23 protein-coding genes and 7 tRNA genes are annotated in these 24,961 nt (G+C 60.4%); 6 read left to right on the top strand and 24 right to left on the bottom strand.

The features are described from left to right. From DQ405_RS20440 to dinB, 14 genes are all read right to left on the bottom strand, one after another. Positions 1-369 (bottom strand): type IV pilus modification PilV family protein (locus DQ405_RS20440; RefSeq protein WP_168425878.1); only part of this gene is annotated, 369 nt, incomplete at its 3' end. Beyond that, positions 366-809, bottom strand: a complete 444-nt coding sequence (locus DQ405_RS20445) for a pilus assembly FimT family protein (RefSeq protein WP_168425879.1) — start codon at positions 807-809, stop codon at positions 366-368. The genes DQ405_RS20445 and DQ405_RS20440, both read right to left, overlap by 4 nt. Before the next feature lie 79 nt (positions 810-888). After that, complete coding sequence (locus DQ405_RS20450) at positions 889-1,362, bottom strand: type II secretion system protein (protein WP_168425880.1); 474 nt, start codon at positions 1,360-1,362, stop codon at positions 889-891. Between the two features lie 25 nt (positions 1,363-1,387). Continuing rightward, positions 1,388-1,891, bottom strand: coding sequence for a type II secretion system protein (locus tag DQ405_RS28135; RefSeq protein ID WP_168425881.1), 504 nt, complete (start codon positions 1,889-1,891; stop codon positions 1,388-1,390). 188 nt (positions 1,892-2,079) lie between these two features. After that, positions 2,080-3,318: a type II secretion system F family protein gene (locus DQ405_RS20460; RefSeq protein ID WP_168425882.1), complete on the bottom strand. Its 1,239-nt coding sequence runs from the start codon at positions 3,316-3,318 to the stop codon at positions 2,080-2,082. A gap of 454 nt (positions 3,319-3,772) precedes the next feature. Next, positions 3,773-5,497: a GspE/PulE family protein gene (locus DQ405_RS20465; RefSeq protein ID WP_168425883.1), complete on the bottom strand. Its 1,725-nt coding sequence runs from the start codon at positions 5,495-5,497 to the stop codon at positions 3,773-3,775. Continuing rightward, positions 5,494-6,861 carry a hypothetical protein gene (locus tag DQ405_RS20470; RefSeq protein WP_168425884.1) on the bottom strand — a complete coding sequence of 456 codons (1,368 nt, stop codon included), beginning with the start codon at positions 6,859-6,861 and terminating at the stop codon, positions 5,494-5,496. The genes DQ405_RS20465 and DQ405_RS20470 overlap by 4 nt, the downstream gene beginning before the upstream one ends. Then, entirely contained in the window at positions 6,858-7,790 is a 933-nt protein-coding gene (locus tag DQ405_RS20475) for an ExeA family protein (RefSeq protein WP_168425885.1), read from the bottom strand. Before DQ405_RS20475 ends, DQ405_RS20470 begins: the two co-directional genes overlap by 4 nt. Before the next feature lie 8 nt (positions 7,791-7,798). Next, positions 7,799-9,400: a pilus (MSHA type) biogenesis protein MshL gene (gene mshL / locus DQ405_RS20480; protein ID WP_168425886.1), complete on the bottom strand. Its 1,602-nt coding sequence runs from the start codon at positions 9,398-9,400 to the stop codon at positions 7,799-7,801. Beyond that, complete coding sequence (locus DQ405_RS20485) at positions 9,397-9,732, bottom strand: Type II secretory pathway component (RefSeq protein ID WP_342030435.1); 336 nt, start codon at positions 9,730-9,732, stop codon at positions 9,397-9,399. The genes mshL and DQ405_RS20485 overlap by 4 nt, the downstream gene beginning before the upstream one ends. Then, positions 9,725-10,387 (bottom strand): type II secretion system protein GspM, encoded by a 663-nt coding sequence (gene gspM / locus DQ405_RS20490; RefSeq protein WP_168425887.1) that lies wholly within the window; start codon positions 10,385-10,387, stop codon positions 9,725-9,727. Before gspM ends, DQ405_RS20485 begins: the two co-directional genes overlap by 8 nt. Further along, positions 10,380-10,982, bottom strand: a complete 603-nt coding sequence (locus tag DQ405_RS20495) for a PilN domain-containing protein (protein WP_168425888.1) — start codon at positions 10,980-10,982, stop codon at positions 10,380-10,382. The genes gspM and DQ405_RS20495 overlap by 8 nt, the downstream gene beginning before the upstream one ends. Beyond that, positions 10,982-11,902, bottom strand: a complete 921-nt coding sequence (locus DQ405_RS20500) for an MSHA biogenesis protein MshI (protein WP_168425889.1) — start codon at positions 11,900-11,902, stop codon at positions 10,982-10,984. Before DQ405_RS20500 ends, DQ405_RS20495 begins: the two co-directional genes overlap by 1 nt. Positions 11,903-12,270: 368 nt before the next feature. Next, positions 12,271-13,410, bottom strand: a complete 1,140-nt coding sequence (dinB, locus tag DQ405_RS20505) for a DNA polymerase IV (protein WP_168425890.1) — start codon at positions 13,408-13,410, stop codon at positions 12,271-12,273. A 127-nt stretch (positions 13,411-13,537) separates the two neighbouring features. Between dinB and DQ405_RS20510 the strand changes: the two genes are divergently transcribed. Then, on the top strand, positions 13,538-13,813 hold the full coding sequence (locus DQ405_RS20510; RefSeq protein ID WP_168425877.1) for a hypothetical protein: 276 nt from the start codon (positions 13,538-13,540) through the stop codon (positions 13,811-13,813). A 17-nt stretch (positions 13,814-13,830) separates the two neighbouring features. Here the strand turns inward: DQ405_RS20510 and DQ405_RS20515 are convergent, their stop codons facing one another. From DQ405_RS20515 to uvrB, 7 genes are all read right to left on the bottom strand, one after another. After that, positions 13,831-14,280 (bottom strand): acyl-CoA thioesterase, encoded by a 450-nt coding sequence (locus DQ405_RS20515; protein ID WP_168425891.1) that lies wholly within the window; start codon positions 14,278-14,280, stop codon positions 13,831-13,833. Positions 14,281-14,514: 234 nt separating this feature from the next. Further along, positions 14,515-14,590: transfer RNA gene (locus DQ405_RS20520), tRNA-Glu, on the bottom strand. Between the two features lie 48 nt (positions 14,591-14,638). Further along, positions 14,639-14,714, bottom strand: a tRNA-Ala gene (locus tag DQ405_RS20525). 50 nt (positions 14,715-14,764) lie between these two features. Further along, positions 14,765-14,840: transfer RNA gene (locus DQ405_RS20530), tRNA-Glu, on the bottom strand. Positions 14,841-14,892: 52 nt separating this feature from the next. Continuing rightward, positions 14,893-14,968: transfer RNA gene (locus DQ405_RS20535), tRNA-Ala, on the bottom strand. 170 nt (positions 14,969-15,138) lie between these two features. Further along, positions 15,139-16,620, bottom strand: a complete 1,482-nt coding sequence (gltX, locus tag DQ405_RS20540; protein ID WP_168425892.1) for a glutamate--tRNA ligase — start codon at positions 16,618-16,620, stop codon at positions 15,139-15,141. Positions 16,621-16,816: 196 nt separating this feature from the next. After that, positions 16,817-18,832 carry an excinuclease ABC subunit UvrB gene (uvrB, locus tag DQ405_RS20545; RefSeq protein ID WP_168425893.1) on the bottom strand — a complete coding sequence of 672 codons (2,016 nt, stop codon included), beginning with the start codon at positions 18,830-18,832 and terminating at the stop codon, positions 16,817-16,819. A 357-nt stretch (positions 18,833-19,189) separates the two neighbouring features. On the opposite strand from uvrB, the gene DQ405_RS20550 reads away from it, so the two are divergent. Both DQ405_RS20550 and DQ405_RS20555 read left to right on the top strand, forming a co-directional pair. Next, the gene (locus DQ405_RS20550; protein ID WP_168425894.1) at positions 19,190-20,386 is read left to right on the top strand and encodes an amino acid aminotransferase; all 1,197 of its coding nucleotides are present in this window, start codon (positions 19,190-19,192) and stop codon (positions 20,384-20,386) included. Positions 20,387-20,437: 51 nt separating this feature from the next. Next, positions 20,438-20,513: transfer RNA gene (locus tag DQ405_RS20555), tRNA-Asn, on the top strand. 651 nt (positions 20,514-21,164) lie between these two features. On the opposite strand, the gene DQ405_RS20560 is transcribed toward DQ405_RS20555, so the two are convergent. The 3 genes from DQ405_RS20560 to DQ405_RS20570 all read right to left on the bottom strand — a co-directional run bounded on the left by DQ405_RS20560 (position 21,165) and on the right by DQ405_RS20570 (position 22,335). Further along, a complete protein-coding gene (locus DQ405_RS20560; RefSeq protein ID WP_168425895.1) occupies positions 21,165-21,929 on the bottom strand; it encodes an FKBP-type peptidyl-prolyl cis-trans isomerase in 765 nt (254 codons plus the stop codon). Positions 21,930-22,169: 240 nt separating this feature from the next. Beyond that, a tRNA-Asp gene (locus tag DQ405_RS20565) sits at positions 22,170-22,246 on the bottom strand. A gap of 13 nt (positions 22,247-22,259) precedes the next feature. Continuing rightward, positions 22,260-22,335, bottom strand: a tRNA-Val gene (locus DQ405_RS20570). A gap of 213 nt (positions 22,336-22,548) precedes the next feature. Here DQ405_RS20570 and rdgC point away from each other — a divergent pair. The 3 genes from rdgC to sugE all read left to right on the top strand — a co-directional run bounded on the left by rdgC (position 22,549) and on the right by sugE (position 24,926). Beyond that, positions 22,549-23,469 (top strand): recombination-associated protein RdgC, encoded by a 921-nt coding sequence (rdgC, locus tag DQ405_RS20575; RefSeq protein ID WP_168425896.1) that lies wholly within the window; start codon positions 22,549-22,551, stop codon positions 23,467-23,469. A gap of 61 nt (positions 23,470-23,530) precedes the next feature. Beyond that, the gene (locus DQ405_RS20580; protein ID WP_168425897.1) at positions 23,531-24,475 is read left to right on the top strand and encodes a bile acid:sodium symporter family protein; all 945 of its coding nucleotides are present in this window, start codon (positions 23,531-23,533) and stop codon (positions 24,473-24,475) included. A 136-nt stretch (positions 24,476-24,611) separates the two neighbouring features. Continuing rightward, the gene (gene sugE / locus DQ405_RS20585) at positions 24,612-24,926 is read left to right on the top strand and encodes a quaternary ammonium compound efflux SMR transporter SugE (RefSeq protein ID WP_168425898.1); all 315 of its coding nucleotides are present in this window, start codon (positions 24,612-24,614) and stop codon (positions 24,924-24,926) included. The last annotated feature ends 35 nt before the right edge of the window (positions 24,927-24,961 follow it).

Below are 24,961 nucleotides of genomic sequence, written 5' to 3' on the forward strand. Positions count from 1 at the left end.
ATGCAGCACCGGCACCCCGCTCCAATCGCTCGGCCCGCTGACTGATACCGTCACGCGGTACGCAGCCAGCCCCGCGATTGCAGTTCCGAACGCATCGTGCGGCGCTTCCGAAAGGTCTGTGTAATCACGTACGTCGTTGTAGCAGGCGCGCGCAGGACTGCAGCCTGCATCTGGCTGCGAAGCGAATCCCTGGAGTTCGATCTCCTCCAGATACGCCTCAGCAATCGCCAGGCTCTGTTGGCGAAGCATGGGGTCGGCCGAGCGTCCAGTAATCGCAGCCATGGCCGAATAAAGCGCAGCTGCGGCGATACCGACGATAACGATGGTGATCACCAGCTCGACCAGCGTCATGCCGCGCTGACGCTTCATTGCACCAGTCCGGTTTCGGCGGTCACGCTGAAGCTGAACGCGCCAATGGTGGCGCTCGCCGCGCTGGACGGTCGGCCCAGCGAGTCGAACACCACGGGAAATTGGATCGCCGACACTGACACACCCGCAGGCACGTCGGTATTGGCAAAGGGAATTTGGCCGTCCGGCCCCTGCACTTCGGCGCTATACGCACCGGAGACGCAATTGGCCGCCCGACGCAGGCGATAACCGCCGGCGTCGAGGCTGACCTGGGTCAGGCAGCCGCTGGCCAGGGCCAGCTTCTGCGCGTAACGCACGGCCGAGACCGTTTCCTCGAAGAACAGACGTTCATCGAATACCTGCCGCTCGAAGAATCGCGGCCCCACCACAGCGGCGAGGATGCCGATGATGACGAGGGTCATGATCAGCTCGACGAGAGTGAAGCCGCGTATACGGATCATGGCTGGCTCACACCCAACATTAGTGCTACGTCAGCCGGCACTGCGCTAACCTTCCCAGATGGCGAAATCAAGTTCACAGTTAGCCGTCGCAACCATCAGTCTCAATTTCAACATCATGCGCTGCGGCAGCCACTACAGGCGGACCGGCATCCGCAACTACGGCCGGGGTGTAGGTCACGAAACAATCTGCTCCAGTGAAGCCATTTGGCGTAAAGACTGCCACTCCTCCCGTATAGTCAGTATCAAAACCATCAAGCTGAATGGCCGCGCCAATTCCATCGGCATCAGCAGTCGGATAGCCTCCTACCATCGTCACACCGCCGGCGCCCTCCAGGTCGACAGCAGCATTGTGAACCCCGCCCGCTGCTAGCTGCGCCGAGTGTGCAATTGCTGCAGCGGAACGAACTGTTCCTCCTAACGCGTTGATCGTCGAAGCCCTAGCGTCGCCGCCCAAGTTCGCAAACCTCGGCAAAGCAAAAGCCGCCAGAATCCCCAAAATCACAATCACCATGATCAGTTCAATCATGGTGAAACCGCTTTGTTGTTTCTTCATTTCTATGCCCCCAAGGCAGTTGGTGTTACGGATTGAAGGTGGTAACGACAGTACCCAACGCCGAGTCGTAAACGATCCGGTCGTTGTTACCTTGTCCTTGGTAGGTGTAAGTGCAGGCCTGGCCGGCGGAGCCGGTCAGTGTGGCCTCATAGTCCGGGTTGGTTCCGGTGATGGTCGGTGCGGAGCCTTGCAGCAGGTTGGTCCAGAGCGCCTGGCAGTCGGCAACCGAGCCAAGTGTGTTACCGCCATCGATACCTACCGGCCAACCACTGGTATTAACGTCGACGTTTCCAGCGCCAAAGCCCACGACGTTATCGTTCGACGTTATGCCCTTGCCCCGGTTAACTTCCCACTGTGCACGTGCGAGCATGACTGCGGACGCAAGCGCACCGCCGACGCCCCGCACGGAAGCCTCATGAGCATCATCTGCAACATCAATAAAACGCGGTAACGCGACCGCCGCCAGGATGCCGAGGATGGCAATCACCACCACCAGCTCGATCATTGTGAATCCATTTTGCCTGTTCATTTCCGCTCCTCATTTTCACGGTCATGCAGCCGTTCCATAGCCGAACCGTTTATTAAACCGACGTGCCTTCCGTGGTTCGTCAGTAATCTGTTAAGCCTGTTGTGGACGCTGGCACAGCGACTCAACGCCGATAAGTTGGCGTTTCTTTGTGGCCGAGTATCCACGGCGCGCTTCTAGCCAAAAGCACCTCACCCTCTCCCCTGCGCCGCGCTACCCAGTTCCCACATCGGCAAAAACACACCCAACGCCAGAATCAGCACCATCACGCCCATGCAGACGATAAGAATCGGTTCGATGGCGTCGGCCAGTTGCTTGAGGTCGTAGTCGACCTCCTGTTCGTAGAAATCAGCCACTTCGATGAAAAGGTCGTCCAGCGCACCGGTTTCTTCACCCACGGCCATCATCTGCAGCACTAATGGGGTAAACAGGCCGGAGTTGTGGGCCGAGCGGGTCAGCGCTTCGCCGCGTTCGACGCTCTCGCGGATGCCGAGAATGGCCTCGCCGATGTGCCGGTTGCCGACGCTGGCGCTGTTGATCGACAGGGTGTGCAACAACGGCACGCCGGCGCGGTACATCATCGCGAAGGTACGGGTGAAGCGCGCCAGGGCGATGCGTTCGAAGATGCCGCCGACAATGGGCAGGCGCAGCTTGATGCGGTCCCACTTGAGTCGACCGGCATCGGTCTCGATCCACTTGAAAAAACCGTAGAGCCCGCCGACGATGCCGAGCAGCAGCAACCACCACCAGTCGCGCATGAAGTTCGAGGTGCCGATCAGCACGCGGGTAGCCCAGGGCAACTGTGCGTGGAACTGGGCGAATACCTTTGCGAAAGCCGGAATCACCAGCAGGTTGATCACCGCGAGCGCGACACCCATCGCGACCAGGACGAAGATGGGATAACGGGTCGCCTGCTTGATGCGCTTGCGGGTTTCGCGCTCCAGTTCGAGGTAGGCCGACAGCTGTTTAAAGGCTTGATCGAGCTGACCGGTGTTTTCACCGACGCTGACCATGCTGACGAACAGGTCGTTGAACACTTTTGGGTGCGCGTTCAGCGCGACAGCCATCGACTGCCCGCTCTCGAGACTGGCGCGCACGTCCTGAAGAATTTGCCGGAAATACAGGTTTCGATTGGATTCGGCCAGGCCGCCGATGGCGCGAATGATCGGTACACCCGCCTTGCTCAGGCTGTACATCTGCCGGCTGAAGATGATCAGCTCGTCCAGGTCGACGCGTTTGCGTCGCAGCTTGTCGCGCAGCATGGCCAGCGCATCGCCACTGCCTGCCTGTGCCTCGTTGGCTTCGATGGTCAGCGGGGTGATCTGCCGAGAGAGCAATTCGCCTGCCACCGAGTCAACGCTGGCGCCTTCTAGCGCGCCGCTGACCTTGACGCCTTGGGCGTTTCGACCGGTATAGCGGAAGGCGGGCATCAGGCGCGCCCTCCAACTGTTTTTGAGGCCGACGGTTGCCGCCGTGCGCTATCCAGAAGCGCCCCTTCACCCCAACCCCCTCTCCGCAGGGGAGAGGGAGTTTCCGTGCTGACGTGGGGTTCAGTGATATCTGAGGGTTGCGAGCACGCCGTACCTACGTAGGGGCGAGCTTGCTCGCGAAAGCGACGCTCCGCCGGGCACTCTAGATTCGCCAGCAAGCTGGCTTGTATGTCGTAGAGTGATCGTTCCCATGCTTCGCGTGGGAACGCAGCCTGCAATGCTCCGCGTCGCTGGGATGCAGAGCGTCCCGCCCTGAGGTTCCACGCAGGAGTGTGGGAACCTTCAATGCGGCTCCCGTAGGAGCGAGCTTGCTCGCGAACACGCTTTTCCGTGCCGCTTTGGTTCGCGAGCAAGCTCGCTCCTACAAGAATGGGGTGACGGAGTCGCGAGGCAATCACGCCGTCACCTCATCATCCGCCAAGGTCGCGCAAACCTTGAGGACTTCATCGACACTGGTGATGCCGGCGATGGCGTAATCCAACGCGCACTCGGCCAGCGGCCGGTAGTGCGGTTGTTGACGTGCGGCTTCGGCGAAGCCCTGTGGATCACCGCGACGCAGTGCGGCGACCATCGGCTCGTCGAGCTCAAGCAGCTCGTAGACGCCGATCCGTCCGCTGTAACCACTGTTGTGGCATTGGTGGCAGCCGCTGCCTCGGCGGAAGCGCTTGTCAGCCAGCGATCCGCCATGCAGCGTCTCCAACCAGGCCAGCTGGCGCGGATCGGGTTGATGGTCTTCCTGGCAGTTTTCACAGACGCGGCGGATCAAGCGCTGCGCCAGCACCGCGTTGAGCGCGGTGGCGACGAGGAAGGGCTCCACGCCCATGTCGATCAGGCGCATGGCGGAGGTCAGCGCATCATTGGTGTGCAACGTGGACAGCACCAAGTGACCCGTGAGCGCGGCGCGCAGGCCGATCTCGGCGGTCTCCTGATCGCGGATCTCACCGACCAGCACGATGTCCGGGTCCTGGCGGAGTGCGGCGCGCAGCACGCGGGCGAAGGTCAGTTCGATCTTGGCGTTGACCTGCACCTGGTTGACCCGCGGTAGGCGGTATTCGACCGGGTCTTCAACGGTGATGATCTTCTTTTCCGGACTGTTCAGCTCCGAAAGGCCGGCGTACAGCGTAGTGGTCTTGCCCGAACCAGTCGGGCCGGTGACCAGCACCATGCCATGCGGTCTTTGTAGCAGCCGGCGGAAGCGTTCGAGCATGGCTGGTGGCATGCCGGTCCCTTCGAGCTTGAACATCGCACCGCTCTGGTCGAGCAAACGCATCACTACCGACTCGCCAAACTGAACAGGCATGGTCGAGACACGCACATCGAGGTTGCGGTTCTTCACCCGAATATTGAAGCGGCCATCCTGCGGCAGGCGTTTTTCAGAGATATCGAGACCCGACATGATCTTCAGGCGCATGACCAGCGCCGAGGCGACGCGGTGTTCCTTCATCACCTGCTCGTTGAGCACACCATCGATACGTTGACGAATCCGTACCACACCTTCATCAGGCTCGATGTGAATGTCGGACGCCTTCATCTGCACGGCATCTTCGAACAGTGTTTGCAGCAGACGCACCACTGGCGCATCGCTGTTGCTGTCCGCGCCGAGGCGGGACAGGTCGAAATCGCTGTCCTGCAGTTCGCCTTCCAGCTCACCGGCCAGCGACGCGATCTCACTGGTGCGTCGGTAGAGCTGATCGAGCGCGCCCAGTAGCTCGCTCTCACGAACCACCGCAGGGAATACCCGCTTGCCCAGCAGGCGCTCCATCTCGTCCTGAGCGAACAAATCGAGCGGATCGGTCATGCCGACCAGCAAGCCACCTGCCTGGCGTGACAGCACAATGACACGAAAGCGCCGGGCCACCGACTCGGGCAAGCTCTGCGTCAGTTGATTGTCGAACTTGTAATGCTTGAGCTCGACGAAAGGGATCTTCAATTGCTCGGACAAGGCCTGAAGCAGGCGGCCCTCATCGATGAAGCCAAGGTCGAGAACCGTGCGGCCCAGCTTCGAGCCGGTACGTTTCTGATCCTGCAGGGCAAGTTGCAACTGGGCGTCGCTGATCAGCCCGGCCTGGACCAGAACGTCGCCGAGGCGAATCTTGCGCTGGCGAATGTCCTGAGTCATCTCGCTCCTCCCAGGGAACCGGCGCGTTCGATGGCGAACTGACGCGCGCTGTCGTCCAGATCCTGCCCCTGCAGGGCGAGGCGATAGTGCCGACCGGCCTGTGCCGGCTGATCGAGTTGTTCCAGCGCGATCGCTAAACCCAGTTGCCAAGCGGCCTGACTCGGCCGTATCGAAGTGAGCTGATGGTAGGTCGCAGCGCTGGCAGACCAGTCACCGACCTGCTGATAAAGCGCCGCGAGTACGGCGTGATAGCCAGTGTTGCGCTGCAGTTCGGGGGCGTTCTGCTGCAGCGTGGCGATGGCTGCAGTTTGATCACCCACCTGCAGCTGCCCGCGAGCAAGCAGCTCTCGGAGTTCTGCATCGAAGGGCCGCGCCTGCAACTGAGCCGGCAACCAGCTCAGCAGCGCAGCGGTGTCACCTGCGCCAAGATAAGCTCGGGCCAGCCAGCGACTGATCTCCGGGTCGTCTGGTTGACCTAGATGAAGCGCCTGCAACTGTTGGATAGCCGACAGGTGATTACCCCTAGTCAGGGCCTGGCGCGCGCTGGCAAGGGCATCGGGTTGATGAGCGCCAATGCTTAGGCGCTTAGCGGCAGCCACGGGACGAGCCAGAGCTTGCTGCGCTGGGGCCTCTTCTGCGCGGGCTGACACTGCGGCCGGTTCAGCCGGCTGGGCCTCGCGCATCACCCAATCCGGCAGCTGCGCCTCGTCCAGATCAACCGACTCGGCCACCGGCATCGATATGGATTGCTCGTCATCCTCCGGTCCGCTCAGGGATATATCCAGCCACAGCTGCGAGCGACTACCCACTGACTCAAGCCGATCAGACACGTTCAGCCGATCACCAAAACCGACCACCAGTACGTTTATGCTGCCGCCCTGCGGCTCGACTCGCCAGGACAGGGTCTGGCCGTCTTTTTCGATGCGCCCCGTGCGCGTCTCGCCCGAGAACGCGACATCCTTAAGCTGAAAACTGACCGAGCCGGCGGTATCGATTCGCTGATAGCTGACGGGCCGATCCAGCAGAAGCTGCAGCACGAAGCGCCGACCATCGTTTTGCGGCAGTACGTCCAGCAGCTGCGTTTGGTTGAAAACCTCGGCGGTCGGCAAGGCCTGCTCGACCGTCTCTGGCGGAACCATTGCCGGTTCGGCACCGGCCCGCAGGCGATCGAATAGCAACACCAACGATATGGCCACCAGCACGGTTGCCGCGATTATCAACCACCCCCGGCGCAGACGCTTGGAACGCTTACGCCGACCCGCACCGGCTTCGTCCACCGCATGAATGCTACCCAGCTGCTGCCGCTCGGCCGGCGCGGCGCGGCGTGCTTCTAGATCACGCAGCATGTCGTTGACCAGGCTCACGGCAGCACCTCCGCGAGTTGCACCAACCAGGGCCAGGCGACTGCAATCAGCGCCAGCGATAGGCCGGTGCCGGTCAGGGTCCAGCCGAAGCGCCCCGTAAGGCTTAGCCAGAGAGGTCGGGCGCCTTCGGTGTCTTCCAGCGCACGGCGGACGTGAGGGACCAGGACCTGGCGCGTGCCCTCACCGAAGGCAACCATCAGGCACTTATTCGCCAGTATGTTCAGCAGGCGCGGAATACCGCCGCTGCCACGTACCAACAAACGTACCGCTGGAGCCTGGAACAGCGGTTCGCCACGGTAGCCTGCTACGGCGAGGCGCTCCTGCAGATACCGCGTGGCATCGCTGACATCCAGCGGCCGCAGGCTGTAGGAAAAGGTGATGCGTTGACGCAGCTGGCGGAAGTCCTCGCGTGCAAGTGTCGCGTCCAGTTCTGGCTGGCCGAACAGCACCACCTGCAGCAGCTTGCGGTGCTCGGTCTCCAGATTGGTCAACAGACGCAAGGCTTCCAGCGTTGCGGGCGGCAGCGCCTGCGCTTCGTCGATCAGCAGGACGGTGCTTTTGCCGTGCCCGGCCAGTTCGATCAGCCGCGCGTGCAGCGCAGTGAGCAAGCCGTGATTGTCCAGGTCCACCATGTTGGTGATATGTAACTCGTGCGCCAGCGCCTGGCGTAAGGCCATGGGCGTCAGCGTCGGATTGGGCAGCCACGCAACCTGATAGCGCTCGGTGTCCAGCTCGTTCAGCAAGGCGCGGCAAAGCAGCGTCTTCCCTGTGCCCACCTCGCCAGTGACCTTGATGAAGCCCTCACCCTCGCCCAGCGCCACGCGTAGCAGATTGAGGCAGGCCTGATAAGGCGCCAGCTGGACCAGAAAGCCGGTGTTCGGCGAAAGCGCGAACGGCTTTTCGCGTAGCCCAAAAAAAGCTTCGTACATGCCGGCCGTTACCTCGTCGACCGGAAGGATTCGGCGGACTTGCGCAGCTCATCCAGCCAGACCTGATCGTCCACCACTTGCGGCCGCATGAGGATGACCAGTTCGGTCTGCTGCAACGCCTTGCGCTGCTGCTGGAACAGCGTGCCTACCACTGGCAGCTTCGATGCCCAGGGAATGTTGGCATCGTTGTTGGTGCTGCGGTTTTCCAGCAGGCCGCCAATGACGACGACCTGGCCGCTACGAGCGCGCACGATCGAATCGGACTGGCGAGTGGTCGAGAGTGCCAACGGCAGATTGAAGACATTATCCGAGCCGCCCAGCTGGATGCTCTTGTTCTGGTCCTCCACGCGGCTCACGGTGGGCCGCACGTGCAGCGTGACCTGGCCGTTCTCGTCGATCTGCGGTGTAACGTCGAGAGAGATACCAGAGAAGAACGGCGTCAGAGTGATGTCCAGGTCCGGTGCGGTGGTGCCGCCCACGAGTGAAGTGGTGGTGGTCGATACATCGGTCACGAAGAACTCGTCGGTACCGACCTTGATGACTGCCTTCTGGTTGTTGAGAGTAGAGATCCGTGGGCTGGACAGCACGCGCACCTCGCCCTGAGTCTCCAACAGTTGCAGTACACCGGTGAAATCGCCGACCTGTACGGCAGCGCTGAACACGCCGCCGACATTGTTCGGGCCGCTCAAGGCATCGCCCTGCACGCCGAGACTGAAATCAGCGTTGCCCATGCTGCCGAGCTGCGCCCAGTTGATGCCGGACTGGAAGCCGTCGGATAGATTCACTTCGAGAATCTTCGTTTCGAGAATGACCTGACGCTGCAGATTACGCTGCGCCTGGGAGAGAAAGCGCTCCACCGCCTGCTGGTCTGCGCTGGCCGCACGTACCACGAGCAATCCGCTCTGCGGATTGACGACTACCTGATTACCCTCCTCGCCGCCGATCATCATCTCGATCACGGCGCGCACTTCGCTCCAGAAATCCACGTTACTGGTGGTCAGCAACTGGCTGGCATTGACGGTCGATGAGGTGCTACTGGTAGTGGTTCCGGCCGCGCCGACACCCGTGTTGTCGCTGCTGGTCACCTGACCCGAGCTGACCCGCGTGTCGGTCATGCCCTGGCGCTGAACGTTGAGATAATCCAGGTTGTAGGTTCGGGTGATCGCCTGATTCGGCTGGATCTGATAGCCATAAGCTGTGCGGCGGTAATCGTAGCCATAGCTGTCGCGAACAGCCGCCAGGGTTTCCTCCAGGGTCACGTTGCGCAGACTGAAGGTCACATTTCCGGTCACGTCAGGATGCACCAGCAGGTTCTCGCCGGCGCTATCCATCAGACTCAGGAAAAACTCACGAGCGGGCATATCGCTGACGGCCACATCAAAACGTGGTCCCGTCATGATGCGGCTGTCGCCCATCGTCAACGGTGGAATCAGGCCTGCCTGAACCGAGGCCGGCGGCGCGACCTTTCGCTGGCTCTGTTCCAGGCTTTCCTCGAAGAGGCGATTGCTCTGCTCGTACAGGCGTTTGTCACCGTCTTCAAAGGTTTGGCAAGCGGAAAGCAGGCAGAACAGGCTCAACACGCCGAAGCGAGACATCAGGGTCGGCATCATGGCTGGGTACGGCTCGATTGAATGATGGGGGCGCTCAGGCGCAGCTCTTGCTGCTGGCCGTGGCGATCAATGACGACGGAATGCGGGCGGATCGCGGAAATGCGGGCGTCGCCGAGGTGATCGCCTACCTTCAGGGTCTGCCCGTCGACCACCGCGTGAGCGCGACCTCCGCTGCGCAGAATGGCCTGCAAGCGCAACGCCGAGGTCACCTTGGCTTGCGCGTCGCTGGCGACTCGTCCGGCGGGCGGCTGGGTCGGGTCTAGTGCGAACACAGGTGCGGCGGCGACCACCAGCGACGCCAGGCCGAGGATCTTGACGGCAAACTTAAACACCAACCCACCCCGCATCGCGACTCAATGTATGTAGATCGAGGATGACGCGTGCTCGGCTGGCACCATCCTCGCCCACTTCGTAATGCAAACTGTCCCAATGCAAACGCCAGCCGCTGGCCTGGATCGCGTTGAGGTAGGTGAGCAGATCGAAATAGCCGCCCTCAAGCGTCAGGCGCAGGCCGTGGCGATAGAACACCACCGGCGGCGCTTTTTCGTTCGGTTCGGACACTGCAGATGTAGGCAGGGCGAGCGGTGCAGACGAGCTTTCAAGGGCAACCAGCTTGAGCTTCGCCTGATTGCGCAACAGATCCTGCAACAAGGCCTTCATCTTTGCCGGCGACACCAGCGTGCTGGTTTCCAAGTCGATGCGCTGCAGCAATTGGTCATGGTTGGCCTGTGCTGTCGCCAATGCCTGCTGGTAGCTCAGATTGGGATCGGTGGCGAGCTTGGCCTGGATCTCCAGCACGTAGTTCTCGGCCGTGATCTGGCGGGCATGTGCCTCCGTTTGCCGATTGATTTCAGCGGTAATTCGCAAACCCAATGGCTCGGCAACCAGCAGCAGGTAGAGCATGATGAGCAGAGCCAGACCCACACCGAACGTCAGCCATTGCTCGCGTGGCGCCAGGCTCTGCCAGTGGCGTGTGAGCTTATTCATCGCCCTGCTCCACTGCCTGTGAGGACAACCGGAAACGCAGCAGATCCTGCCCGTCTCGCTGAAGATCGAAATGAGCAAAGTCCCGGCCACGGAAGGCCGTACTCTGGCCGAGGCTTTGCAGATAAAGCGGCAGAAGCTCCTGGTCCTGGGTCAACCCCTGAAGCGCCAGATCGTCACCGCCAGCATGTAGGCGAATCTGCGTCAGCCAGAGTCCTTGTGGTGGGTGTCGATCAGCCAATCCTTGTAACAGAGCGGCAAAACCGCTGCTGCGCTGCGCATCCAGCGCTTTCAGATGATCGGCCAATCGTTGCAATTCACGATTCTCCGCCTCGCGCTCGGCCAGTTGCTGAGGTAACCGTGGATCGAGCGTAGGCTCACGAAAGTCAGCCTTGATCGCTTCGAGCGTGGCTTCGGCCTGCACAGCCTGTTGTTCGGCCAGCGTGGCGACACCTCGAGCCACATGCAGCTGCCAACCCTGCCAGACGCCATGGATGCTCAGCGCGGCGACAAGAAACGCTGCTCCAAGCCGCATCTGACGCGGCCGTGGTCCACCGCCCCGCCGGCGTTCGCGTTGATACAGATTGATGTTCTGCATCAACTCGCGTCCTGACGTAGGGCAGCGCCAACCGCGCCAATACAGAAGGCCTGGCTCGACTCGGGAAGATCGCTCGCCGGCTGGCCGGGAAATAGGTCACGCAGGTCCAGCCGCTGTAGATTGACCGCAAGTCCGGCGGCAAGGGCTTGATGCGTGCGTTCGCCATCCTGCTTCATGGGCAGTAGCAGCAGGCGGCTTATATAGCCCTTGCCCAACTGGCTTTCGTAGTAATCCAGTGAACGCTGTATTTCCAGCGTTACGCCGGACAGATCCTGTTCGGCCCGTGCCAGTCCGTGTTCCATGCGCCGCGCCATATAGAGCTCAGCGCTGTTCTGAACAGTGATGAGACCTTCACTGGTACGCAGGCGCAGCAGTGCCAAGTTCATCGCGTCCGCGCCAGCCAGCAGCCCCAGGTTGCGAAAGGCCATTTCGGTGATGTCGATGCTCGCCAGGGTCAACCCGGCGTGACGCACCAGCGAACGAACGTCGTTCATCCCGGATTTGCTCAGCACAACGCAGTACACCATGCGCGTGCGACCTCGATAGGCATCTTCGGGCAGGCTGAAACAGTCAAGAACAACGTCTTCCAGGGGCTCGCTGATCAGATCCTTGACACGCCAGCGCATCGCGTCACGCAGCTCATCGGCGGGAACTTCGGGCGCTTCCAGCAGGAACATTTGATAAGCGGAAGGATGCAGCAGGACGTTGACGGGCATGCCATTCAAGCCATGATCGGCAACGGCTTGTTTAAGCCGCTCGGCTTGAACCTCAGGCTTTCCTTCCAAATAGACGCAACGCTGCAACCGCGGCGCCTCACCATGAGCGCGCTGAATTTGTGCAAGCGCGATGCCTTGCGGCCCAGGCTCGATGCCTAGCAGACTGCCAGCAGCAGCTTTGCGACGCTTGAAAAACAAATCCATTGGCAAAGACACTCCAGGCACGACGCGGTGGTTCGGGTACGCGTAAGCAAGCGGTTCTTTGGCTAGCTTTCTGAGCTGATATCAAATAGCCATCGCCCAGCGAGCGAGACTCTAACAAAATGCATCGGCGAGTCCAAATAATGTCGCGCGCCAGATTCAGCGGCTGTTACGTCAAAAAATCAGCGTAACTGGCTGATATGCCGCCGGAACGATATCCACGGCTAACATTCGTCGCTCTGCAGCTAAAAGATTCGGTAGCCCATTGAGCGGCAAGGAATACGACGTCCGCTCCATTCGCGCCGCTTGGCGCGGCGCATAACAAGCGTGGGCATAGGTAGACGGAGCAGTAGCGGAAACGACCGGGGTGTCTAAAACAGCCGTAGCTGCTCGAACCCGCCGCGCAGATCGATCAGCCGCACGCCGACACCGATCAGCCGCACCGGGCGCTTGCCTCGCGCGAAAGCGCCGGCGAGCAAATCGGCGTAATCCTCAAGTTCGAGGCCAGCCCCCGACTGCTCCAGTGTCGTCTGGGTGAAGTCGTGAAATTTGAGTTTTACGAAGGGCTTGCCCGGCCGATAACCGCTATCGAGCCGCGCCATCCTCTTGGAGAGCTGTTCGAGCAGCTCCGGCAATCGCTCGAGGCAGGCAGCGAGATCCGGCAGATCGCGATCATAGGTATTTTCGACACTGACTGACTGGCGACGGCTTTCAACCTGAACCACCCGCTCGTCGATCCCATGTGCCAGTCCCCACAGCCTTTCGCCGAACGAGCCGAAATCCCGGACCAGATCCAGGCGCTTCCAGGTACGCAGATCGGCGCAGGTATGGATGCCCAGTCGCTTCAGCTTTTCCGCCGTGACCCGGCCAACCCCATGCAGCTTGTTGACCGGCAACGCCAGCACGAACTCATCGACCTGATTCGGTGTGATTACACACAGTCCGTCCGGCTTGTTCCAATCACTGGCGATTTTGGCAAGAAACTTGTTCGGCGCAACGCCTGCGGAAACCGTGATGCGCAGCTGCTGCCAGACCCGCCGGCGGATGTCTTGGGCAATGCGGGTGGCGCTGCCGGCAAAATGCTCGCAACCCGTCACGTCTAGATAGGCCTCATCGAGTGACAGAGGCTCGATCAGATCGGTGTAGGTCCGAAAGATCCCCTGTATTTCACGCGATGCTTCCCGGTAGGCATCCATACGGGGCCGAAGGATCAGCAGATCCGGACAGAGCTTCAGCGCATGCCCGGATGCCATCGCCGAGCGCACACCATACGCACGCGCTTCGTAATTGCAGGTGGCAATCACGCCACGACGATCTGCCAGCCCACCTACCGCAATTGGCCGGTTTGCGAGACTGGGGTCGTCACGCATTTCGATGGCTGCATAGAAGCAGTCGCAATCGACATGGATGATTTTTCGGGTCGGATTAACGGCGGGAAACTCGTAGCTGCACCAATGAACGCCCTCATCGCGCAGATGACTTGCAGCGGACGGGGACGGGCCGGCGAACATTATCGCTGATCCATTGCTCGACGAGGACACCGCTGGATCACTCGAACCGAAGCGGGCGAACAATCCTTCAGACACCGAGTCGGAATTAGAGAGTACGACCTAACATTCCACTACCGGAGGATTTTCTATGAAAAGCATTCCCCTGGCCGCGGCAATCTTCACCAGCCTTGTAGCCACCGGCGCGCTGGCCAATCAGGACGATACGCATGACGGCGCGCACGGCACCACCGGCGATACTCACGGCAGTGCCATGAGCGAGAACCATCAGCGCGCCAACACCGCTGACGTCGGGAAAGACGGCAAAACCATGGATCAGAAGATGAAAAACGAGGTGCAGGATGATTGGCGCGAAGACGCCGAAGAGCGCCGCGACGCCGATACCAGCAAGCCGGAACAGCGCTAAGGTCCGGCCTGGGCCGGTTAAAGCTCGAGGGGATAAGGCTGGATTAATGCCTTGCCGTACCCCTCGACAAACTCCGCCGGCATTCGCTTGGGCTTTCCGTTCGATAGCTGGATGCAAACGAAGGTAGTCTGGGCACGCAGCAAGGTTGCGCCATCAGCGGGCCTGATCAGCTGAAAGTTGCGCTTCATTTTCAATCGCTGATCCGAATCGACGATCCAGGTTGCCAGCTGCAGGCGATCACCCTGATAGGCCGCGGCCAGGTAATCAATTTCATGCCTGAGCACCGCCATTGCACGATCCAGCCGACGATAGTCCTCCAGCCCCAGCCCTAGGTTCTGCGAGTGCTGCCACGCGCACCGCTCCAGCCAGGACACGTACACCGCGTTATTGGCATGACCCAGCTCATCGATATGTTCGGCCTCGACGGAGAAGTCGATGATGAACGCGTCGGTTTGATCCCAGATCATGCATACCCCTCGCTGTGCTGTGCGCCGTCGGATCGCGGCCATGCCTATTGGAAGCCAGACGCTCATGAATGTCACGCAGGCGGTCATCTTCTGATGACGGGCCATTCAGCGCCTTTTATCGTTTCAGGCTGATGAAAGCGGCTATCAGCAGCGTCACTGATCAAATCGCGCCCAAAACAAAAAGGGCCACTTCGTTAGAAATGACCCTTTGATGCCCAAAACGGGCAAAAAAAATGGCGTCCCCTAGGGGACTCGAACCCCTGTTACCGCCGTGAAAGGGCGGTGTCCTAGGCCACTAGACGAAGGGGACGAAACCTTCGATGAACAGATCGCGAAACCGCTACGACCTGTCGTGGATTGGTGGAGCTAGACGGGATCGAACCGTCGACCTCTTGCATGCCATGCAAGCGCTCTCCCAGCTGAGCTATAGCCCCGGATTTAACGTCTCCCGACTCGCGCCGCTTACGCTTCGCGTTCTGAATAATGGCGTCCCCTAGGGGACTCGAACCCCTGTTACCGCCGTGAAAGGGCGGTGTCCTAGGCCACTAGACGAAGGGGACGCAAAGCCCTTCAAAGGCAACCGATCAAACCAACCGGTGCGGCAATCGAGATTGGTGGAGCTAGACGGGATCGAACCGTCGACCTCTTGCATGCCATGCAAGCGCTCTCCCAGCTGAGCTATAGCCCCATCTCGAGGACGGGGCGCATATTAGGTGCGGGCCTGCACAGTGTCAACGATATTTTTGCCTCGGCCCGAAGATTTTCTGGCATCAGAACAAATACTTACCGCCGACGAGTGGCAACAGCCAAACCTTGCGAAGCAGCATCAAGTGGCATGCCGCTCCACTCACATGCCGGTCAGGCCATCGATGCGTACAGCTTTTCCCATTCTTTGACTTCCTTCTTCGATGCGCCACCCAGCAGTTCCAGCGCTTGTCGCAGACGGAAGCGGGTCAGGTCAGGCCCAATGATCTCCATCGCATCGAGCACCGACACCGAACTGGCCTGGCCGGTGATCGAGGCGAACATCAGCGGCATCACATCACGCAGCTTCAGCTCGAGATGCGCAGCGACGGCCTGAATGCAATCGGTGATGCGCTCTTTGTCCCACTGCCGCAGCGCTTCCAGTTTCCACAGGGTCAGCTGCAGCACCTGGCGCACCTGGGTAGGATCGAGCCTTTTGTGTTCGAACAACGCAGGATCCAGGCTCAGCGCGCCAGAGAAGAAGAACCCGGCGAGTGGCGCGATCTGGCTGAAGGTCTCTACGCGCTGTTGCACGTGCGGCGCGATCCGCATCATGTAGTCGGGATTGAATGCCCATCTCTGCACGGCGTCGGCGAACTGCTCGACCGACAGTTCGCGCAACCACTGGCCGTTGAGCCAGGACAGCTTCTCGACATCGAAGATAGGTCCACCCAGCGACACGCGATTGATGTCGAAGTGCTCGATCATTTCCGTCAGGGTGAATTTTTCGCGCTCATCAGGCATGGACCAGCCCATGCGCCCCAGATAGTTGAGCATCGCCTCAGGCATGAAGCCCATGCGCTCATAGAAGGTCACTGATGTCGGGTTCTTGCGCTTGGACAGCTTGCTCTTGTCCGGATTACGCAGCAGCGGCATATAGCACAGCTGTGGCTGCTCCCAGCCGAAGTACTCATAAAGCTTGATCAGCTTCGGTGCGGACGGCAGCCACTCCTCGCCGCGCAATACGTGAGTGATGCCCATCAGATGGTCATCGACGACGTTGGCGAGGAAGTAGGTTGGCAATCCGTCGGCCTTCATCAGGACCTGCATGTCCATGCGATCCCAGCCGATCTCAACCGTGCCACGGAGCATGTCCTGCACTTGGCAGACACCCTCGGTCGGTACTTTCATGCGGATCACATGGGACTCGCCCGCCGCGATACGCTGCTGAGCGGTATCGGCGCCGATGTGCATGCAATGGCCGTCGTAGCGCGGCGTTTCCTTGTTGGCCATCTGCTCGGCACGTACCTGGTCCAGACGCTCTGCGCTGCAGAAACACGGGAAGGCATGACCCTTGGCGACCAGCTCGTCCGAGTATTTCTTGTAGATCTCGCCACGCTCGCTCTGGCGATACGGGCCATGTGGGCCGCCCACGTCCGGCCCCTCGTCCCACTCGATACCCAGCCAGCGCAGCGCGTCGTATATCTGCTGCTCGGACTCGCGGGTCGAACGCAGCTGGTCGGTGTCCTCGATGCGCAGGACGAACTGGCCGCCATGCTGGCGAGCGAAGCAAAGGTTGAACAGCGCGATATACGCGGTGCCGACGTGGGGATCGCCGGTGGGAGATGGCGCGATACGGGTGCGAACGGTGGTCATGATGTTCTCGAATCGGGAGCACAAGAAAGATACAGCGGCTGGCGACGTCCATGCTCATCGCCGATCAGCGCTTGTAAAGGCGCGATGTTAACAGGCGCACCTCTACCGGCTCCACCAGACGACATCCGTGACGGGCACTGACGCGCCCTCCTTCGAAACGCTGCGTGCGGCGGCTTCATTACGTGTGACCAAGCGATCAGATCTGCAGCAGGCGTTCGCGCAGCTTATGGATTTCGTCGCGAGTCTGCGCCGCGGCTTCGAACTCAAGGTCGCGTGCATAGGCCAGCATCTTCTCTTCCAGCTGACGAATCCGTTTGGTGATTTCGCTGGGTGAGCGCAGCTCGTTCTCGTAGCGGGCCGCCTCTTCGGCCGCCTTCGCCTCGCCGCGCCGCTTCTTGCTCCGCGAACCAGGCACGGTGGCACCTTCGAGAATGTCCTGAACATCCTTGAACACGCCCTGCGGAACGATCCCATTGGCCTCGTTGAACGCGATCTGCTTGTTGCGCCGGCGCTCGGTCTCGCCAATGGCGCGCTCCATTGATCCGGTCATATTGTCGGCGTAGAGGATCGCCCGACCATTGAGGTTGCGCGCGGCACGGCCGATGGTCTGGATCAGCGAGCGCTCGGAGCGCAGGAAGCCTTCCTTGTCCGCATCAAGGATTGCCACCAGCGATACCTCCGGCATGTCCAACCCCTCGCGCAGCAGGTTGATCCCTACCAGCACGTCGAATACGCCCAGGCGCAGATCACGGATGATCTCCACCCGCTCGACGGTATCGATATCCGAATGCAGATAACGCACCCGAACCCCGTGATCGCCGAGGTAGTCGGTCAGGTCTTCCGCCATTCGCTTGGTCAGGGTCGTCACCAGCACCCGCTCTTCCTTGGCCACGCATTTGGTAATTTCCGAGAGCAGGTCATCGACCTGAGTCAATGCCGGCCGCACCTCGATCTGCGGATCGACCAGGCCTGTCGGCCGTACCACCTGCTCGATTACCCGCCCGGCATGTTCTGCCTCGTAAGGCCCCGGGGTCGCCGAGACGAAGATGGTCTGCGGGCTGATGGCTTCCCATTCGTCGAAACGCATGGGCCGGTTATCCAACGCTGAAGGCAGGCGGAAACCGTACTCCACCAGGGTTTCCTTGCGCGAACGGTCGCCTTTGTACATCGCACCGACCTGCGGAACGCTGACGTGGGACTCGTCAATCACCAGCAGCGCATCGGCTGGTAGATAGTCATAGAGCGTCGGCGGCGCCTCGCCCGACGCGCGCCCTGACAGGTAACGCGAGTAGTTTTCGATGCCGTTGCAATAACCCAGCTCCATGATCATTTCCAGATCGAAACGGGTCCGCTGCTCCAACCGCTGCGCCTCCACCAGCTTATTGTTCGCTCGCAAATAATCGAGCCGATCCTTGAGCTCCACCTTGATGCTCTCAATGGCGTCCAGCAGCGTTTCGCGCGGCGTCACGTAATGGCTCTTGGGGTAGAAAGTGAAGCGCGGAAGTTTGCGGATCACCTCGCCGGTCAGCGGATCGAAGGCGGACAGGCTTTCCACCTCGTCGTCGAACAGCTCGATACGCACCGCCTCCAGATCGGATTCGGCGGGAAAGATATCAATGACATCGCCACGCACACGAAAGGTTGCGCGCGCAAAATCCATGTCGTTACGGGTGTATTGCAGGCCGGTCAGGCGACGCAGCAGCTCGCGCTGATCGAGGCGATCACCCCGATCGACGTGCAGCACCATTTTCAGATACGACTGCGGATCACCCAGGCCATAGATGCAAGAGACGGTGGTCACGATGATCGCGTCCTTCCGCTCCAGTAACGCCTTGGTCGCTGACAGCCGCATCTGTTCGATATGGTCGTTGATCGAGGCATCCTTCTCGATGAAGGTGTCGGACGACGGCACGTAGGCTTCCGGCTGGTAATAGTCGTAGTAGGAAACGAAGTATTCCACCGCATTGTTCGGAAAGAATGCCTTGAACTCGCCATAAAGCTGCGCGGCCAGCGTCTTGTTCGGCGCCAGCACCAGCGTCGGCCGTTGTACGTGAGCAATGACGTTGGCAATGCTGAAGGTCTTGCCGGAGCCCGTCACGCCCAGCAAGGTCTGATGCGACAACCCGGCCTCGATGCCTTCGATCATCTGCCGAATGGCTTCAGGCTGGTCACCGGCGGGTTTGAAACGCGTGACCAATTCGAACTGCGACATATCGACCTCTTATGATTGCGAGCCGCCCGAACACCGAGCGATCTGACGCTTCTGCAGCCCAAGGTGCTGCCACGATGCGCTGCAGGACAAACACGACCGACCATTCAATGCGGCCAGCGCCGAGATATCAAGTGCGCCGCCTGTCAGCACAGCGCGAGCGAGACAATGAGGCAATGAGGCAATGAGGCAATGAGGCAATGAGGCAATTAAAACAGCCTCGCCTCATCAGAAAAACCGCCCCAGCATATCGCGACGAAGGGCCAGGGCCGTTATACTCTTGCCCCGTTTGCGCACGCCCCTCCGCGCCGAAGCGAGGGTGCTGTTTCATTCACCTCCTTCTCTTCGAGCCTCCCCACCATGAGTTTGTTCTCCGCTGTCGAAATGGCGCCGCGCGACCCGATCCTCGGCCTCAATGAAGCCTTCAATGCCGACACGCGGCCGAACAAGGTCAACCTGGGCGTTGGCGTCTACTACAACGAAGAAGGTCGAATTCCGTTGCTGCGTGCCGTGGCTGCCGCCGAGATGGCACGCCTGGAGCTGAACGCACCTCGTGGCTATCTGCCGATCGAAGGCATCGCCAGCTATGACATGGCCGTTCAGGGCCTTCTGTTCGGTGCCGACTCCGCACTGGTAGCAGACGGTCGCGTGGTGACCACTCAGGCATTGGGCGGCACCGGCGCGCTGAAAATCGGTGCGGACTTTCTCAAGCGCATGCTGCCGGACGCGGTCGTTGCCATCACCAACCCTAGTTGGGAAAACCATCGCGCCCTGTTCGAGTCCGCTGGCTTCCCCGTGCAGAACTATAGCTACTATGACGCCGCCAGCCACGGCATCGACCGCGCCGGCATGCTGGAAGACCTGAAGAACCTGCCAGCCCGTTCGATCGTCGTGCTGCACGCGTGCTGCCACAACCCGACCGGCGTCGATCTGCAGCCGGAGGATTGGAAGCAGATCCTCGAAGTGCTGCGCGCCAATGACCACGTGCCATTCATCGACATCGCCTACCAAGGCTTCGGCGACAACATCGAAGAAGACGCCGCCGCCGTGCGACTGTTCGCCGACTCAGGCATGAGCTTCTTCGTTTCCAGCTCCTTCTCCAAGTCGTTCTCGCTGTACGGCGAACGTGTCGGCGCCCTGTCGATGGTGACTCAGAGCCGTGACGAATCGGCACGCGTGCTCTCGCAGATCAAGCGTGTCATCCGCACCAACTATTCCAACCCACCCACCCACGGCGCCACCGTGGTCTCCGCCGTTCTCAACAGCCCGGAACTACGTGCTATGTGGGAAACCGAGCTGGGCGAGATGCGCACCCGTATTCGAGACATGCGCTTGACGATGGTCCGCCAACTGGCCGAGAAAGGTGCCAAGCAGGATTTCAGCTTCGTTGCCAAGCAGCGCGGCATGTTCTCCTACTCCGGTCTTACCGCGGCCCAGGTCGAGCGTCTACGCGCCGAGTTCGGCGTTTACGCCATCGGCACGGGCCGCATCTGCGCAGCGGCGTTGAACCACAAAAATCTGGACCACGTGACCGACGCCATCGTGCAGGTTCTGTGACCGGCAAGGGGTTGACTTCCCCTTAGTTATCATTAGGATACGCACCGCTGTTCCGCGATAGCTCAGTCGGTAGAGCAAATGACTGTTAATCATTGGGTCCCTGGTTCGAGTCCAGGTCGCGGAGCCAATTCCAAAGCCTCAGGTGAAAACCTGGGGCTTTTTTGTATCCGTTGGAGTCTCCCCAGGGACTTCGTCCCAGGTTATTCGGCAAGCCTCACCCCTTCGGGGCCGCGCTGAAGCGCGTTCTGCTGCGCAGTCGAGTCCAGGTCGCGGAGCCAACTTCAAAGCCCCAGGTGAAAACCTGGGGCTTTTTGTATCCGCCAGGCTCTCACGACCTGCAGGAGCCGGCTTGCCCGCGCCCGGTCGCCGTTCCGAGCCTGCATATCCCATTGTTCGCGAGCAAGCTCGCTCCTACACGAAGAGCATGGCGGGTCGGTGTTCTGTGGTCGAGCAGGTATTCGCGCGACATTGTAGGAGCCAGCTTGCTGGCGAACCGCGCTAAGCCGCTGCTCCGAGCCCGCACGCCCCATTGTTCGCGAGCAAGCTCGCTCCTACAAAGAGCATCGCCAGCCGAAGGATTCGCGGCAGATATCCCGGTAACCCTGCAGGAGCCAGCTTGCTGGCGAACCGCGCCAAGCCGCTGATCCGGGCCCGCATTATTCATTATTCGCGAGCAAGCTCGCTCCTACGAAAATCCTGACGTGCAAAGGTCCGCACAAAGCTTTTATCTCGAGAAACGAAAACGCCCCGCATCGGCGCGTTTGTTATACGGCGGTGCTTATTGCGCCTCGGCGTTCTCAGCCGATTCGCCAACTTCGGCCTCGGACTCAGCGGCCGGAGCGGCTTCGTTCTCGTCGCCTTTTATGCCCAGCAGCTCAAGGTCGAAGACCAGCACCGAGTTGGCCGGGATCAGCGGGCTCGGGCTTTGCTCGCCATAGGCAAGCTCGCTCGGGATGTACAGTTTGTACTTCTCACCCACATGCATCAGCTGCAGACCTTCGACCCAACCCGGAATCACACCACCGACAGGCAGATCGATCGGCGTGCCGCGCTTGATCGAGCTATCGAAAACGGTGCCATCGGTCAAACTGCCTTCATAGTGAACGGTAACGATGTCATTCGGACCCGGCTGAGGGCCTTCGGCTTCTTTGATCACTTCGTACTGCAGACCGGATTCGGTGGTCTTCACGCCTTCACGCTTGGCGTTTTCTTCAAGGAATTTCTTCCCGGCCGCAACGGCCTCCTTGTTCATTTCGACCATGCGCTCTTCGGCGCGCGTCTGCAGATAGGCGAAGGCTTCCATCAGCTCTTCATCCGTCAGCTTCTGCTCTTTCTTGCCGATGGCATCGTCGATGCCCTGCGCAACCGCATTCGAGTCCAGATCAGCCATGCCTTCCTGAGCCAGGCTCTTACCCATGTTCAGGCCGATACCATAGGAGGCTTTCTGCGCCGGAGTCTCCAGCTTGGCGCTGGTTTCTGAATCACAGCCCGCCAGGACCAGGCCAACCAGGGCTATCGCAGACGCCAAACGTTGATGTCTCATTCTGTTTCCTTAAATACGCGTGAAGGGGTGAAGCAAATCGATTGCCGGAGCTTAACAGTCGCCCACTAACAGTGGCTACCGAGCGTACCGACGTAATACGTAAAGACAATGCAAAGTAAGGAAGTGCCGCACGAAACGCACAAACAGATGAGAAACCCAAAACGAAGGCGAAAAAAAAGCGACCCTAAGGTCGCTTTCTTTCGAGCTATCAAGGCGTTCAGCGGTCCTTGATGGCAAATATGGCGCAGCGGACGGGACTCGAACCCGCGACCCCCGGCGTGACAGGCCGGTATTCTAACCGACTGAACTACCGCTGCGCTAAACCTCGAGTGGTGGGTGATGACGGGATCGAACCGCCGACCCTCTGCTTGTAAGGCAGATGCTCTCCCAGCTGAGCTAATCACCCGTTTGCTCTCGAAGTGGGGCGCATTCTAGAGAGGGTTCCGAACCTTGGCAACCCCCTTTTGAAAAAAAAATTGAAGAACTTACAAAGACTTAGGGAACCCACTGTTTATGCCCGTTTTTGCGGTTTCCATCGGCATCGCGAGTTTTCAGGGTTGGCCTGCGTTACAGGGAGGGGAATAATGCGCGCTTTGCTTTTACCGGAGTTTCAATCGCCATGTGGTTTCGCAACCTGCTCGTCTACCGTCTCACTCAGAACGTCCCTTTCGATGTCGAGACACTTGAAACCGCACTGGCCGCCAAGCCCGCTCGACCCTGCGCCAGCCAGGAGCTGAGCACTTACGGTTTCGTCGCGCCCTTCGGAAAAGGCGAAGACGCACCTTTAGTGCATGCCAGCCAAGGCTTTCTGCTGATCTCTACGCGCAAGGAAGAGCGCATCCTGCCCGGCAGCGTGGTCAAGGACGCGCTGAAGGATAAGGTGGACGAGATCGAAAACGAGCAGATGCGCAAGGTCTACAAGAAAGAGCGCGATCAGCTCAAGGACGACATCATCCAGTCTTTCCTGCCCCGGGCCTTCATTCGCAAGTCCGGCACCTTCGCCGCCATCGCACCAGAGCAGGGCCTGATTCTGGTCGACGCGTCCAGCCCCAAGCGCGCCGAAGACCTGCTTTCGACCCTGCGCGAAGCCATCGGCTCGCTGCCGGTGCGCCCGTTGACTGTAAAGATCGCGCCCTCGGCAACCATGACTGACTGGGTCAAGACCCAGAAAGCTGCGGAGGACTTCTTCGTGCTCGACGAGTGCGAGCTGCGCGATACCCATGAAGATGGCGGTGTAGTGCGCTGCAAGCGCCAGGACCTGACCAGTGACGAAATCCAGCAGCATCTGGGAGTCGGCAAGCAGGTCACCCAGCTCTCGCTGGGCTGGCAGGACAAGTTGTCCTTCGTGCTCGACGATAAATTAGTGATCAAGCGTCTGCGCTTCGAGGAATTGCTTCAGGATCAGGCTGAGCAGGACGGCGGTGACGACGACCTCGGTCAGCAGGACGCCAGCTTCCTGTTGATGATGCTGACCTTCAAGGAATTCCTCCCCGCGCTGTTCGAAGCCCTGGGTGGTGAGGAGATTCCGCAGGGCATCTAAACTGCCTTGCACGCCGTCAGCACGCTGACGGCGTTCCCTCCATAACTACAAGGTAAGCCCGATGCGTGCCCTCGCCGCCCTCAGCCGCTTTGTCGGCAACACCTTCGCCCTCTGGGTCCTGCTGTTCGCCGTTCTCGCGTTCTTCCAGCCCAGCTGGTTCCGTCCTGCCACCGCCTGGATCGTCCCGCTATTGGGGTTGATCATGTTCGGCATGGGCTTGACCCTGAAAGCAGCCGACTTCGCCGAGGTGGCTCGCCGTCCGCTGTGGGTGGCGCTGGGGGTCGGAGCACAATTCCTGATCATGCCGGCGCTGGCGTGGTTGCTGTGCCAGGTGCTGGGCCTGCCGGCAGAGATAGCCGTCGGAGTCATCCTGGTCGGCTGCTGTCCGGGCGGCACCGCCTCCAACGTGATCGCCTGGTTTTCCCGGGGGGACGTGGCGCTCTCGGTCTCGATTACCGCAGTGACCACCCTGCTCGCGCCGCTGGTGACACCTGCGTTGATCTGGCTACTGGCTTCGGCCTGGTTGCCAGTCAACTTCGGCGCGCTGTTCATCTCCATCGTACAGATCGTGCTGCTGCCGATTGCCCTAGGCCTGGTTGCGCGCCGCCTGCTGGGTAACCGGGTGCATCAGGTAGTCGAGGTGCTGCCGCTGGTTTCGGTGGTCAGCATCGTGATCATCGTCGCGGCAGTCGTTGCAGCCAGCCAGGCGAAGATCGCCGAATCCGGTCTGCTGATCATGGCGGTAGTGTTTCTGCATAACAGCCTTGGGCTCGGCATTGGCTATTTTGTCGGGCGCCTTTTCGGCCTGCCGCTGGCACAACGCAAGACGCTATCGATCGAAGTCGGCATGCAGAACTCTGGATTGGGTGCCGCCCTGGCCAGCGCCCATTTCTCGCCACTGGCAGCGGTGCCCAGCGCGCTGTTCAGCGTCTGGCACAACCTCTCCGGCGCGCTACTGGCAACCTTCTACCGTCGAATGAAGGATGACGAACGGCAGGTTCGCTGATCGTCGAGGCGCCATAGGTCCGGGCTACTTGCCCGGACTTCGTAGGTGTGCAAAATAGCGTCTGCTGAGGACGACCTCAGGCTGTACAGACTCACCGGGGACGGCCCCACCCAATCACCGTCCTGTCGAGGTGCGTATGTCCTGGATAATTCTGTTTCTTGCCGGTCTGTTCGAGATCGGCTGGGCCGTTGGCCTGAAGTTCACCGAGGGCTTCACCCGCCCATTCCCTACCGTTCTAACGATCACTGCCATGGCGGCCAGCCTGGGTCTACTGGGTCTGGCGATGAAGGAGTTGCCGCTAGGCACCGCCTACGCCGTCTGGACCGGCGTGGGTGCGGTGGGCACCGTAATCGCCGGAATCATTTTGTTCGGCGAATCGATGAGCCTGTTCCGCTTGGGCAGCGTATTGCTCATCTGCATGGGCTTGCTCGGTCTAAAACTCAGCCACTGAGGCGTGGTAAGAACGGCAGCCGGTGAAGCGCCGGC

It is taken from the genome of Pseudomonas sp. SST3, assembly GCF_003325755.1.